14 protein-coding genes are annotated in these 12,802 nt (G+C 38.7%); 12 read left to right on the top strand and 2 right to left on the bottom strand.

All coding sequences use genetic code 11. The features are described from left to right. Positions 1 to 9: 9 nt before the first annotated feature. Together MHI46_RS16815 and MHI46_RS16810 are read left to right on the top strand one after the other, a co-directional pair. Positions 10 to 1,206: a glycosyltransferase gene (locus tag MHI46_RS16815; RefSeq protein ID WP_231730871.1), complete on the top strand. Its 1,197-nt coding sequence runs from the start codon at positions 10 to 12 to the stop codon at positions 1,204 to 1,206. 134 nt (positions 1,207 to 1,340) lie between these two features. Continuing rightward, complete coding sequence (locus MHI46_RS16810) at positions 1,341 to 2,408, top strand: MraY family glycosyltransferase (protein ID WP_034660156.1); 1,068 nt, start codon at positions 1,341 to 1,343, stop codon at positions 2,406 to 2,408. A 35-nt stretch (positions 2,409 to 2,443) separates the two neighbouring features. Here the strand turns inward: MHI46_RS16810 and MHI46_RS16805 are convergent, their stop codons facing one another. Beyond that, positions 2,444 to 3,535 (bottom strand): LCP family protein, encoded by a 1,092-nt coding sequence (locus MHI46_RS16805; RefSeq protein WP_058837535.1) that lies wholly within the window; start codon positions 3,533 to 3,535, stop codon positions 2,444 to 2,446. Next, positions 3,520 to 4,188 (bottom strand): YigZ family protein, encoded by a 669-nt coding sequence (locus tag MHI46_RS16800; RefSeq protein ID WP_251181032.1) that lies wholly within the window; start codon positions 4,186 to 4,188, stop codon positions 3,520 to 3,522. Before MHI46_RS16800 ends, MHI46_RS16805 begins: the two co-directional genes overlap by 16 nt. 221 nt (positions 4,189 to 4,409) lie before the next feature. Here MHI46_RS16800 and MHI46_RS16795 point away from each other — a divergent pair, with 221 nt between their 5' ends. From MHI46_RS16795 to flgK, 10 genes are all read left to right on the top strand, one after another. Then, a complete protein-coding gene (locus MHI46_RS16795) occupies positions 4,410 to 5,585 on the top strand; it encodes a sensor histidine kinase (protein WP_003213166.1) in 1,176 nt (391 codons plus the stop codon). Positions 5,586 to 5,649: 64 nt separating this feature from the next. Next, positions 5,650 to 6,339 (top strand): two-component system response regulator DegU, encoded by a 690-nt coding sequence (degU, locus tag MHI46_RS16790; RefSeq protein ID WP_008348273.1) that lies wholly within the window; start codon positions 5,650 to 5,652, stop codon positions 6,337 to 6,339. A 216-nt stretch (positions 6,340 to 6,555) separates the two neighbouring features. Next, a complete protein-coding gene (locus tag MHI46_RS16785; RefSeq protein WP_039181815.1) occupies positions 6,556 to 7,398 on the top strand; it encodes a DegV family protein in 843 nt (280 codons plus the stop codon). Between the two features lie 372 nt (positions 7,399 to 7,770). Then, complete coding sequence (locus MHI46_RS16780; protein ID WP_342502963.1) at positions 7,771 to 8,916, top strand: DEAD/DEAH box helicase; 1,146 nt, start codon at positions 7,771 to 7,773, stop codon at positions 8,914 to 8,916. A 49-nt stretch (positions 8,917 to 8,965) separates the two neighbouring features. Continuing rightward, positions 8,966 to 9,259, top strand: coding sequence for a competence protein ComFB (locus MHI46_RS16775; RefSeq protein WP_058837538.1), 294 nt, complete (start codon positions 8,966 to 8,968; stop codon positions 9,257 to 9,259). A 26-nt stretch (positions 9,260 to 9,285) separates the two neighbouring features. Continuing rightward, positions 9,286 to 9,942, top strand: a complete 657-nt coding sequence (locus tag MHI46_RS16770) for a ComF family protein (protein WP_251181034.1) — start codon at positions 9,286 to 9,288, stop codon at positions 9,940 to 9,942. Positions 9,943 to 9,998: 56 nt separating this feature from the next. Continuing rightward, the gene (locus tag MHI46_RS16765; RefSeq protein ID WP_039181808.1) at positions 9,999 to 10,418 is read left to right on the top strand and encodes a TIGR03826 family flagellar region protein; all 420 of its coding nucleotides are present in this window, start codon (positions 9,999 to 10,001) and stop codon (positions 10,416 to 10,418) included. A gap of 79 nt (positions 10,419 to 10,497) precedes the next feature. Next, on the top strand, positions 10,498 to 10,761 hold the full coding sequence (gene flgM / locus MHI46_RS16760; RefSeq protein WP_024423620.1) for a flagellar biosynthesis anti-sigma factor FlgM: 264 nt from the start codon (positions 10,498 to 10,500) through the stop codon (positions 10,759 to 10,761). An 18-nt stretch (positions 10,762 to 10,779) separates the two neighbouring features. After that, positions 10,780 to 11,262 carry a flagellar protein FlgN gene (locus MHI46_RS16755; RefSeq protein WP_024423619.1) on the top strand — a complete coding sequence of 161 codons (483 nt, stop codon included), beginning with the start codon at positions 10,780 to 10,782 and terminating at the stop codon, positions 11,260 to 11,262. A 15-nt stretch (positions 11,263 to 11,277) separates the two neighbouring features. Further along, positions 11,278 to 12,798: a flagellar hook-associated protein FlgK gene (gene flgK, locus MHI46_RS16750; protein ID WP_251181035.1), complete on the top strand. Its 1,521-nt coding sequence runs from the start codon at positions 11,278 to 11,280 to the stop codon at positions 12,796 to 12,798. Positions 12,799 to 12,802 lie beyond the last annotated feature (4 nt).

The following is a 12,802-nucleotide window of genomic DNA, read 5'->3' as shown; positions in this document are numbered from 1 at the left end:
AAAAAGGTGATAAAGGTGAAAGCAGACTCGATCATACATGTTATCGTAGCGACGGGAGAATGGGGACAGGACGGCTTGAGGTACAGACGGCATCGACTGGCGGAATTTCTAGCATCTGATCCAGAAACGAAAGAGGTCATCTGGGTATGCCCATCTGCATCCCGTCATAAAGCTCCCTTTCAGCCCATAACCGATCGAATGAAGCAATTGACCATTCCTGATGTGCTTAAGAACAAATTATTTCGCTTTGGCCGATATCAAGACATGTTCTATATTCATAAATTGTCCCCACTTCTTGAGCATTTGCGGCAGGAAGAAAAGAAGGGAATCGCTGTTTGCTTATGGTATACGTTTCCGGGCTTTCCGCTCTTATCTTCTTTATTTGAATGGAAACATATTGTCTATGACTGCAGTGACCTGTGGGGAGAGCCGATAAGCGGCAAAAATAATTTGCTTTCTTATATGAGGCAGCGTGTCATTGTGAAAGCAGAAAATCGAATCATCAAATACGCACACAGTATTACATGCTCTTCTCAATACTTACACGATCAAATTAAAAAACGTCTCATGGGTGAACCGAAAGATGTCTTTACAGTGGAAAATGGCGTTGAGTACGATGTGTTTGCCAAAAGCAATCTTCCATGTAAGGAGGATGTGCTGGGAGGAAGAGAAGGAACTGTTCTTGGCTTTATTGGAGGCATCAAGCCGAAGCTGGATTTTGACATGATAGCCGAAGCTGCTCGCATGCAGCCTGATTGGACATTTTTATTTGTCGGTCCGGATGGAACAAATGGCGATCCATCTTTTCAGTATGCACTTAAACTGCCAAATGTGATTTGGACAGGTGCTGTTGCACCAGAAGAAGTGCCTGCGTATATGAAGCTGATTGATGTAGGCATGATGCCATACAAACAATCTCCTTACAATCAAGCCGTGTTCCCGCTCAAGCTATATGAATTTTTAGCCGCAGGAATACCGGTTGTCGGTTTAAATCTTCCGTCAACGGAAAGGCTAAAAGAGAATGATGTGTATGAATATTTAGAGGGCGAAGATCCTAGACTCTTCGTGGAAGCCTGCCAAAAAGTGATCAGCAAAAAAGACGACATGGACTATAGACATCTAAGACAAAGCCGTGCGAAGAAAAAAGATTGGCACGCGCTGTTCACAAACATGGTGGAACTAACGAATATTAAAGAAAACGCATAATTCATCAGGGATTGTGCGTTTTTATTTGTTTCTTCTTTACAGGGGAAGCTTGTGATCATCCTCTATTCAATTGTATAATGGAAAGAGCGGCCAATATACAAAATACAGATTTCAATTTAGAAGGAGACTGACCTATGGATTACGAACGCGCCTTATTAGCGTTTTTTGTCTCTCTGGCTACAGTTTTAATTGTGACACCAATCGTCAAAAAGTTTGCAATTAAGATTGGTGCAGTGGACCAGCCGAATAAACGAAAAGTTCATGATAAAGTAATGCCTCGAATGGGCGGTTTGGCAATTTTTATTGGGGTAGCGGCTGGAGCATTAGCAGGCGGGCTGTTTCTACATAATAAAATTACAGCAATTTCAGTTGGTGCCGTACTTATCGTCATTCTAGGTATATTTGATGATAAATATAATTTAAGTGCAAAATTCAAATTTCTCGTACAAGTTCTTGTTGCTTGTCTGATTGTAAGCACAGGCTTAAAAATGGACTTTTTCTCTGTTCCTTTCTTAACAGATCGAATTGAGTTAGGCTGGATGGCATATCCCCTAACCGTGTTATGGATTGTCGGAATCACAAATGCCATTAATTTAATTGACGGCCTTGATGGACTGGCTGCCGGTATTTCTGTCATCGGTTTATCAACCATTGCCGTGATGGCATTTTCAGCTGATAAAATTTTGATTCTTTCTTTATCCCTTGTTGTCATTGGTAGTACCATCGGCTTTCTTTTTTACAACTTTCATCCGGCGAAAATTTTTATGGGTGACACCGGTTCGCTTTTTTTAGGCTATATGATTTCGGTACTGTCACTATTAGGGCTATACAAAAGTGTCACTTTGTTTAGTGTTGTTGTTCCAGTGATCATCTTAGGTGTCCCTATTTTCGATACCACCTTTGCCATTATTAGGCGAATATTAAACAAACAGCCGATCTCAGCACCCGACAAATCTCATATTCACCATAGACTGATGGCCTTTGGCTTGTCCCATCGCATGGCTGTCATCGTGATTTATATGATTGGCTTAGTCTTTAGTCTAAGTGCAATTTTGCTGACAAGCGCCACCATTTGGTTATCACTGATCATTATCTTTTTACTGGTCATGTTCATGCAAGTGATTGCAGAAGTCACAGGCTTAGTGAATGAAGAATTTAAACCATTTACGAAATTTTATAAACGAATGGTCAAAAGGCAGTAAAAAACAGCCCGTTCCTAGGAACTGGGCTGTTTTTATTATTGTCCAGGTGTGCTGGTCGATGAGTTAGTTGTATCACTTGACCCTGTTTCACCAGAGGATGGATTGGTTTGTGAATCTGTTTCAGTTGAAGATTCAGCAGGAAGCTTTAAATGCGTCCGTAATTCATTTTGGACGTTAGCTAAATTGGTCGGATCTGGCTCAAAGTAATACGTGCGATTTGGCCCTAAATAAAGGTCTGATCCCTTAATAGAAAGTGTTTCTGTGTCGTCTCCTTTAAATCCGCTGTAGATTTGCTGAAGCGCAAGACCTTCTGTGATACGGAAATTGGTCGTAATGTGATCACTGACCTCTTTAGCGATGTTATCGACGTTCGCAATGTTATTTGGCTTCGCCATTTGATCAATCATTGCACGTAAAATTTGTTTCTGACGATCGTTACGTCCGAAATCACCGCGTGGATCTTGTTTTCTCATCCGTGCGTAAGCAAGTGCTTCTTCCCCGTTTAAATGCATATTGCCTTTTTTGAAGTAAATCTTTTTCGATTTTTTAACATCACTTTTTTCATTGAAGTCAAATGGAACATCGATATCAATTCCGCCGACTTCATCAATGACATCCTTGAATCCGTCGAAATCAACGGTTGCATACTTATCAATCGGAATATGCAAGAATTGTTCGACAGTTTCGATCGTTTCGTCTTTACCACCTTTAGCAAATGCTGCATTAATCTTTTCTTTACTTCCTGTTGTATCACTTGCAAGCTGTACGCGTGTGTCACGAGGAATACTAACCATTTTCATCGTTTTGTCTTGAGGGTTAATCGTTGCGACAATGAGTGAATCTGAACGGCCATGATCACCCTTTGTGGCATAATCCTCAATTCCGACAAATAATACAGAGAAAGGTTTTTTCTTAATATCAATGACAGCATCACGAAGATTCGATTTCTCTCCACGGTTTAGTTCATCATATGTTTTGTCAGCAGCTTGAAGAGTATTGACGATTTTATATACTGCGAATCCGCCCATGCAGATGATAAGTAGCAAAAATAAGACCAGAATACGTTTGATAATTCTCTTCTTCTTACTCTTTTTCTTTCGTACACGCACTTTTACTCGTTGTGCCATTCATCTGTCTCCTTTATCGGACCAATGTCCTTTTCTAAATAAATCAATTCGCCTTCTTTTGTAACACTCTTTCCATTTGTCAGCTCAGTCATCCACTCAATGAACTGCTCTGTTTGTGTTTCTTCGACATATGTCTCAAAAATAACATCTTCTGCATAATGGATTTCTTTTAGCTGAAAAGATGAGGCTCTAAGCTCATTCTCTACCTTTCCAAGCCATGTATAATCTATTGTTGTGTGCATTGTACGCATTAAACAGCGCTCTACCATTCCAACATGGTTGATAGCTTCTGATACAGATTTTCCGTAGGCACGAATCAATCCACCGGCACCTAGCTTGATACCGCCGAAATAACGAGTGACCACAACGACTGTATCTTTCAGCTTCCGTTTTTTTAGCACTTCAAGCATTGGGACACCTGCTGTACCACTTGGTTCACCATCATCATTCGCTTTTTGAATGAGGTCATGTTCACCAATGAGATAGGCTGAACAGTTATGTGTAGCATTCCAATGTTGTTTTTTAATGGATTGTATAAATGCTTGTGCTTCTTCTTCTGAGACAGCACGCTGTATATGACAAATAAAACGTGATTTTTCAATGACGATCTCATGCTCGCCATGACTTTTTACTGTAAGATAGCGATTCAGCAAAAGACATACCCTCCTGACAAGCAAATTGTAAGACTAGTGAAAATTTGCATTGGTTTTAGAATTTTACAGCGTATTTTGTTATGATGATAGGAGCGGAAAAAGGGTCGTCATAAAAACTTCAAGTTTTATACGCATTCTTTCATTATAATTCGACATAAAATGCAGATCAATGACATTTATAATAAAAAAAGATGACATCACTGTTACGGGAGGGAAAAGCCATGACAACACCCAAAATGGATCCGAAATTATTGGATTCAATCATCATGAAAATGCTAAGTACAGTTGATGGCAGCAAGGACGAAGTATTTAGAATAGGCGAACAGTCCCGTCAACAATATGAAAGCCTAGTAGAAGAGCTGAAGCAAATCAAGCAACAAGTAAACGAAGTAATTGATTTTGGGGATAAGCTGGAAGTCCATACAAGACATGCTAGAAATCGCTTATCTGAGGTCAGCAGAAACTTCAACAAATTCAGCGAAGAAGAAATACGGGAGGCCTACGAAAAAGCACATAACTTGCAGGTGGAACTCACCATGATTCAGCAGCGCGAGAAGCAGCTGAGAGAAAGAAGAGACGATCTGGAAAGACGATTACTAAGCTTGCAAGACGTCATAGAACGCTCTGAAACCCTTGTGAGTCAGATTACAGTTGTTCTCAACTATCTCAACCAGGATTTACGCCAGGTCGGCGTTTTACTTGAAGATGCTCAGGCAAAACAAGATTTTGGGCTCAGAATTATTGAAGCCCAAGAAGAAGAACGCAAAAGAGTGTCTCGGGAAATTCATGACGGCCCTGCTCAAATGCTGGCAAACGTGATGATGCGTTCCGAATTAATTGAACGGATTTTTAGAGACCGCGGTACAGAAGAAGGCTTTAAAGAAATTAGAAGTCTCAGACAAAATGTGCGAAATGCACTGTACGAAGTAAGAAGAATCATTTATGATTTAAGACCGATGGCTTTAGATGATTTGGGTCTGATTCCAACACTAAGAAAATACTTAAACACAATTGAAGAATATGATGGGAAAACCAAAATTACGTTCCAATGCCTAGGTGATACAGAAAGCGAAAGAATTGCTTCTCAATTTGAAGTAGCACTGTTTAGACTAGCCCAAGAAGCTGTCACAAATTCATTAAAGCATTCAGAAGCTGAAGAAATCTCTGTCAAAGTAGAAGTAACGAAAGACTTTGTGACCTTAATTATTAAAGACGATGGAAAAGGCTTTGATATGAAAGATGTGAAAACAAACAAAAACAAATCCTTCGGTTTACTTGGCATGAAAGAACGCGTAGACTTACTGGAAGGTAAAATGACCATAGACTCAAAAATAGGTCTAGGGACATTCATCATGATTCGCGTGCCACTAACATTGCAAAATAAAATTGTAAAATAGAGTCAAAAGACATATTGACCATAAAGTTCAGGTGTAGAACAATAAACATGGGGAGGCGTAGCTTGTGACTAAAGTAAATATTGTAATTATTGATGACCACCAATTATTCCGTGAAGGTGTCAAACGGATTTTAGATTTTGAACCTACTTTTGAAGTAGTTGCAGAAGGAGACGACGGTGACGAAGCTGCACGTATCGTAGAACACTATCATCCGGATGTTGTCATTATGGACATTAATATGCCGAATGTAAATGGTGTTGAAGCTACAAAGCAGCTTGTTGAGCTTTATCCCGAATCAAAAGTCATTATTCTATCTATTCATGATGATGAAAACTATGTAACACATGCATTGAAAACAGGAGCGAGAGGCTACCTGTTAAAAGAAATGGATGCAGACACACTCATCGAAGCAGTGAAAGTTGTAGCTGACGGAGGCTCTTATTTACATCCGAAAGTCACTCATAATTTAGTAAATGAATTCCGACGCCTAGCAACTAGCGGCGTTTCAGCACATCCACAGCACGAGGTATATCCTGAAATTCGCAGACCACTTCATATCTTAACTAGACGTGAATGCGAAGTTCTTCAAATGTTAGCTGACGGAAAGAGCAACAGAGGAATTGGTGAATCGCTCTTTATTAGTGAGAAAACAGTCAAAAACCACGTGAGCAACATTTTGCAAAAAATGAATGTAAACGACCGTACACAAGCTGTTGTTGTAGCAATTAAAAACGGCTGGGTAGAAATGAGATAATGTTCCGGACAAGTACTCCTTTTTCGCCTGTTTTTTGTTCTCTCACATTTTAGTTGGAGGGAAATGATAGACAGGGTAAGGAGTCTTTTTCGGATATAGCGGGCTTGCCTATTGATTAGGCAGGCTTTTTTGATTACTATTATAAATCTAATGAAAAAATGATCATTCTTTTAAAATAAAAAAGAGTAACTTAACGAATAAGGAAGGTATTTAAGAATGAAAATAGCCGTTGTAACAGACAGTACTGCTTATCTACCACAAGAGCTACGTGATAAATATAATATTCATATGATCCCCCTCAACGTCATCTTTGGCAGTGAATCATACCGTGAAGAAATAGAAATGGACTGGAAGACATATTATGAAGAAATCAAAAAACATAAAGATCTTCCAACAACCTCTCAGCCTGCTTTCGGTGAATTAATAGCCTTATATGAAAAACTAAGTGAAACATACGACGCCGTGATTAGTATTCACCTTTCAAGTGGAATTAGTGGAACGTATAATAGTGCTGCCTCAGCGAATGATCTAGTTGAAGGGATTGATATTTACCCGTTTGATACAGAAACAAGCTGTATGGCACAAGGTTTTTATGTGTTAGAAGCTGCTGAAAAAATCCAAGAAGGTGCTTCTTTAGAAGAAGTATTAGCACATCTAAATTACCTGAAAGAAAGTCAGCGGGCGTATTTTATGGTAGACGATTTAACTCATTTGCAAAGAGGCGGCAGATTAAATGGTGCACAGGCTTTTATTGGAAGCCTCTTAAAGGTAAAGCCTATTCTGCATTTTGACAACAAGCTAATTGTCCCTTTTGAGAAGATTCGCACCCGTAAAAAAGCCATTTCACGTATTTTTGAATTATTTGATGAAGATGCATCACGTGGTGTTCCGATGAGAGCAACACTGATACATGGTAATAGAGAAGAAGAAGCAGAAGAATTAATTGCGCACTTATCAGAAAAATATCCTCATGTTGAATTTTATAAAAGCTACTTTGGTGCCGTGATCGGCACCCATCTAGGTGAAGGCTCTTTAGCTCTTGGCTGGGTGATTAGATAATTCCTAAAAAACCTCTTTTCTTATGGAAAAGGGGTTTTGTTTTTCTATTTTACCCGTTGGACGAAAGGTCATGTCTTTGCGCATAATAGGCAAACATCAATTGAAAGGTGTTTGGTGAAGTTGAATATGGACAAAGTAATGGAACTAATGCGACAGCTGCATTCACGCCATTTGCTCACCGCCGAAACAAGGTGCCCACAGTCCAATTTGGATTGGTTGGAGGAGAAGGGCTTAGTCAATCGAACACCTGCCATTGAGAGGAAAGCAAATGGTTTTACATGCTGCCGGTGCGGTGTATCACACAAGCGGTACTTTGCTTACTCTCCATGTGAAGTGTGTCAAAAGGATTGTGTGTACTGTAGATCATGCATCATGATGAGAAAAGCAACTGAATGTGGGTTTCTTTATGAATGGACAGGTCCACAAATGGTAGAAACATATCGAGCTGAATTAACATGGCAGGGAGAGCTGTCTAAAGGACAAAAAAGAGCGTCAGAAAGAATGATTGAAGCTATCAAAAACAAATTTGATCTACTTGTTTGGGCGGTTTGCGGGGCAGGGAAAACGGAGGTGCTTTTTCACGGAATCGAATATGCGTTAAATCAAGGAATGAGTGTCTGTATTGCGACCCCTAGAACAGATGTTGTACTTGAACTTGAACCACGGCTTAGAAAAGCATTTCAAGGGATGACAATAGCCGTACTTTATGGAGGCAGTTCTCAAAGATTTCAGATTGCACCGCTAGTGATCGCCACAACCCATCAGCTGATGAGGTACAAAAATGCATTTGATGTGGTCATTGTAGATGAAGTCGATGCCTTTCCTTATTCAATGGATGAACGTCTCCAATTTGCTGTTCTAAAGGCGATGAGAAAGAACGGAGGGGTTAGGATTTATTTAAGTGCGACACCCTCTAAAAAAATGACGAGAGAGGTTTCTAGTGGAAAACTGGAAGCGATAAAAATTCCTTTGCGTTTTCATAAACAACCATTACCCGTACCAACCTTTCATTGGATTGGACATTGGAAAAAGAAGTTAAAAAAGAATCAGCTGCCCCGTAAAGTGATGAATTGGATGCAGAGACATATTGCAAATAAAAGAAGAGTATTACTTTTTGTTCCTTCAATTGCTACCATGAAGAAGGTAACGAAGATTCTTCGAGAACACTCCTTAAACGTGGAGGGAGTATCTGCTGATGATCCAGATAGGAAACAAAAGGTTCAACACTTTAGAGATTACGTATACGATGTACTAGTTACAACCACTATTCTAGAAAGAGGCGTAACCATTCCAAATGTTCAAGTGGGGGTATTAGGTTCGGAATCTACTATTTTTACAGAGAGTGCACTTGTTCAGATTTCTGGAAGAGTAGGAAGACACCCGGATTATTGTACAGGAGACGTTTTCCTTTTTCATTTTGGTTTAACGAGAAGTATGAAACAAGCAAAGAAGCATATCGTTAAAATGAATGATACGGCTGCAAATGAGTTTTCTGAAAAACAGTGTGGGTTCAACTAAATCATGGTACATTATATTCACAATACACAAATGGCAGGAGAGACAAAATATGCTACTCAATGCAAAAGAAATACTACTCAAGGAAATTCTCTATCAATATCTCAACCAATTAAACATGATTTGTCATTGTGAAAAGTGTATGGAAGATGTATTAGCAATTTCACTGAATCAAGTGAAACCACAATATATAACAGACATCGATAAAATATCTTACAGTAAATCTGAGATGGTGGATAAACAGAAGAATACTGCTATGCTAGTTATTCTGACAGAAGCAGCTTCCAAGGTCTCCGCATTTCCAAGGTGTGAAAATCGTCTGCTGCTGAACAAGAAAACCAATTGAATTGCCAAATTTGTGAGGGACATTTTGTGCCGGCTTTTACATGGAAATCATTCCTACTATTAAATGATGATCGTCTTTGTGTAGCATGTAAGAATGACTTAGTAAAGATTGAGCGTCCTATTTGTCCAACGTGTGGAAGGGCGCAGTCAAATGACCAAATGTGCCAGGACTGCAATAGATGGAATGAACGCCATGATTCTACTAAAATTCTTGTGAAAAATAGGTCAGTTTATACTTACAATGAGTTGATGAAAGATGTCCTTGCCCGCTTTAAATTTCGGGGTGATACGGCTTTAGTTGAGCTGTTTAAACGAGATGTACAAGCAGCATTTAAACATTCCTTCAGCATAAAAGAACCACTGCTGATTCCGATCCCTTTAAGTCATGAAAGACTAAAAGAAAGAGGATTTAATCAGTCCGTCATCATCGCTTCCTTGATAGGTAAGCCAATATTGCAGCCACTCGTGAAAATACATCAAAGTAAGCAGTCCAAAAAAAAGAAAAATGAACGCCTAGATCAAAAAGGATTGTTTCAAATAAAGCATACAGATGTGATTGTTCAAAGGGATATTATATTAGTTGATGATATCTATACAACGGGAGCAACCATTTATGATGCAGCAAGAATTTTAAAAGACGCAGGTGCCAAAAGTGTTTCTTCTTTTACGTTGATACGTAGTTAAAAATCATGATAATTAACCGATAATAAGAAAAGAAAATAACGTAAGGGGTTTTGGTTATGAATCAATTGGCAAACTGTCCACAATGTAATCAGCTATTTTTAAAAACCACCATCCAAACGGTTTGTAACAAATGCTATGAAGAAGAAGAACGTTCTTTTGATATCGTATATAAATTCTTAAGAAAACAAAGTAATAGACAATCAACCATCGCTGAAATAGTAGATGCAACTGAAGTTGATGAAGAATTAATCTTGAAATTTATTCGTTTGAAAAGACTGCAAATTAGTCAATTTCCGAATATTAATTATCCTTGTGAAAGATGTGGTAAAGCGATCAGGAAAAACAAGCTATGCAGCCAATGTGAACAGGATATTCATTCGCAAATCAGCCAAATGAACCAAGAAGAGGAGCGTAAAAGGGAGATTGAATCTAGGAAAAAAGACACCTATTATGCCATTAATCCTAAAAACGACTGATTCCCTAAACTAAGTTGCAGTTTGGTCGATAAAATGGATAGAATCAAGACAGACTGTAACGGAAAGCGAGAGGAATCCCGTGAAAATTAATCGATATGGAACACAACCAGTAAATCCTTACAAGAAAACATATGAGAAACAAACGTTGCAATCGAATCAAGCAAAATCAACTGATAAAGTCGAAATTTCTAAAAAGGCAATCGAAATGCAAAAGGTGCCGAATATTATGAGAGAACGTCAAGATAAAATTGACCAAATTAAAAAAAGCATTGAAGCCGGAACATATCAAGTAGATACAAAAGGCATTGCAGATAAAATGCTGAATTTTTATAAACAACAATAACAAAAGGGAGCAGCGTGAATGTCAGTTAAAATAATTATTGAAGAACTGCATCGTCTCTATGGATTGCATGAACAGCTATTAAAGTTGTCTAAGGATAAAACAGAAATGCTGAAAAGCAATGAGATTGATGCTCTTTCAGAGGTTCTGAATTTAGAGCAAAAGTATATTCAGGCCATTTCTCAATTAGAAGAAAAGCGGATTGAAGCGACCGTTCAATTTTTACAAAGTGATCAATCACCAACTATCACTGCATGTATCGAAAAGGCTGAAGGTACAGATCAAGAAGAGCTCATTTCATTATATGAGAAACTAAATGACATCATGGTGGAACTAAAAGATGTAAATGAACTGAACAAGCAGCTTATTCAACAGTCACTTCAATTTATTTCACTGACATTCGATCTCGTTAACCCTAATAAAGAAAATATGAATTACGGACAAAATGGTCTTGAGAGTTCAAAGCCTAAACAGCAAAGGGCTTTGTTTGATTCAAAGGCGTAAACAAGGAGGATACCAATGGGTTCTACATTCATGGGACTAGAAACGGCAAAAAGAGGAATCACAGCTCAGCGTGCAGGGCTTTATGTCACATCAAACAACGTCTCCAATGCCAATACGGAGGGCTACTCAAGACAAAGAGTGACCTTTAAAGCAGAAAATCCTTACCCAGTCATTTCTGTTTATGATGGCAAGACTTATGGTCAAATGGGGACAGGTGTACAAGTTGGAACGGTTGAAAGAATTAGAGACAGCTTTTTAGATCTACAATATAGAGATCATAACAACAACTTGTCTTACTACTCAACGAAGTCAGATGCCCTTTCACAGATGGAAGGGGTTATGAATGATTTGACGGATGAAGGCTTGAACAGAGCTTTTGATAACCTATGGAAATCATTACAGGTCTTATCAGAAACAAAAAATGCTGATACAGCTTCTGCACGTACAGTTGTTAAAACAAGTGCACAGGCTCTAGTTGACCAATTCCGTCTGCTCAATTCTTCTTTAACAACGGTACAAAAGAATTTGAAAACGGAACTCGATTCAACAGCCAAAGATGTAAACACTCTTTTATCTCAAATAGATGAAGTGAACAAACAGATTGCAGCGGTTGAGCCAAATGGATATCTTCCAAATGATCTTTATGATACACGTGATACTTTGGTCGATCAATTATCATCACTTGTTGATATTAAGGTCAGCTACAATCCACCTGGTGGTAATGCACTTAAAATTGCTGAAGGAACTGTCAACATCGACATTATCGGTGCAAATGGACAATCTGCTGGAAACATTTTGAATGGTATTACAAATGAAAAGTCTGAACTGCAAATCTCTTACGATAATACAACGGGACTTGTTAACTCACTTCAATTCGGAACAACAACTATTGCAGCGGATCAATTACAAGTAAACGGTAAAGTAAAAGCACTTGTTGAGGCTTATGGCTACATGTCAAACGGTGCTGAAAAAGGCATGTATCCAGATATGCTTGCAGAGCTGGATGAAGTAGCACAAGTATTCATGGATACATTTAACGATGTACATAAACAGGGGTACACGTTAACTGGTGCAAGTGGACAAGACTTTTTTGATATCGAGAATAACAATGAATTAAATAAAGGTTTGGCAGCTCGTATTAAAGTGAGCGATGTCATTTTAGCATCAACAGATAATATTGCAGCATCTCTCAATCAAACTCAAGGTGACGGTTCGAATGCTACGAAATTAGCTAATATACAAGACTTAAAATTACCAATCGGCGGAAATACAACGACCATTCAGGATTATTACCAAAATGTCATTGCTGAGATGGGGGTACAAGGGAAAAAGAACATGACGCTTGAAAGCAGTTCAGCTGCTCTTGTCAATTCAGCCAATGAACGTAGAATGTCGACTAGCGCTGTCTCCATCGATGAAGAAATGACGAATATGATCCAATTCCAGCATGCATATAATGCGGCTGCGAGAATTATGACATTACAAGATGAAGTACTGGATAAAGTAATAAACGGCATGGGTGTCGTAGGAAGGTAGGGAT

It is taken from the genome of Bacillus sp. FSL K6-1000, assembly GCF_038630785.1.
In the GTDB taxonomy this organism is placed as follows: Bacteria; Bacillota; Bacilli; order Bacillales; family Bacillaceae; genus Bacillus; species Bacillus safensis.
Note: the sequence above shows the minus strand (reverse complement) of the source record. Positions and strands in the feature narration are given on the sequence as shown.

Excerpts from the sequence above, each read along its gene's own strand:
- flgK (WP_251181035.1), top strand. The coding sequence starts at position 11,278 with ATGGGTTCTACATTCATGGGACTAGAAACGGCAAAAAGAGGAATCACA.
- MHI46_RS16795 (WP_003213166.1), top strand. The coding sequence starts at position 4,410 with ATGACAACACCCAAAATGGATCCGAAATTATTGGATTCAATCATCATG.
- MHI46_RS16810 (WP_034660156.1), top strand. The coding sequence starts at position 1,341 with ATGGATTACGAACGCGCCTTATTAGCGTTTTTTGTCTCTCTGGCTACA.
- MHI46_RS16785 (WP_039181815.1), top strand. The coding sequence starts at position 6,556 with ATGAAAATAGCCGTTGTAACAGACAGTACTGCTTATCTACCACAAGAG.
- MHI46_RS16775 (WP_058837538.1), top strand. The coding sequence starts at position 8,966 with ATGCTACTCAATGCAAAAGAAATACTACTCAAGGAAATTCTCTATCAA.
- MHI46_RS16805 (WP_058837535.1), bottom strand. The coding sequence starts at position 3,535 with ATGGCACAACGAGTAAAAGTGCGTGTACGAAAGAAAAAGAGTAAGAAG.
- MHI46_RS16755 (WP_024423619.1), top strand. The coding sequence starts at position 10,780 with ATGTCAGTTAAAATAATTATTGAAGAACTGCATCGTCTCTATGGATTG.
- MHI46_RS16780 (WP_342502963.1), top strand. The coding sequence starts at position 7,771 with ATGATGAGAAAAGCAACTGAATGTGGGTTTCTTTATGAATGGACAGGT.
- MHI46_RS16765 (WP_039181808.1), top strand. The coding sequence starts at position 9,999 with ATGAATCAATTGGCAAACTGTCCACAATGTAATCAGCTATTTTTAAAA.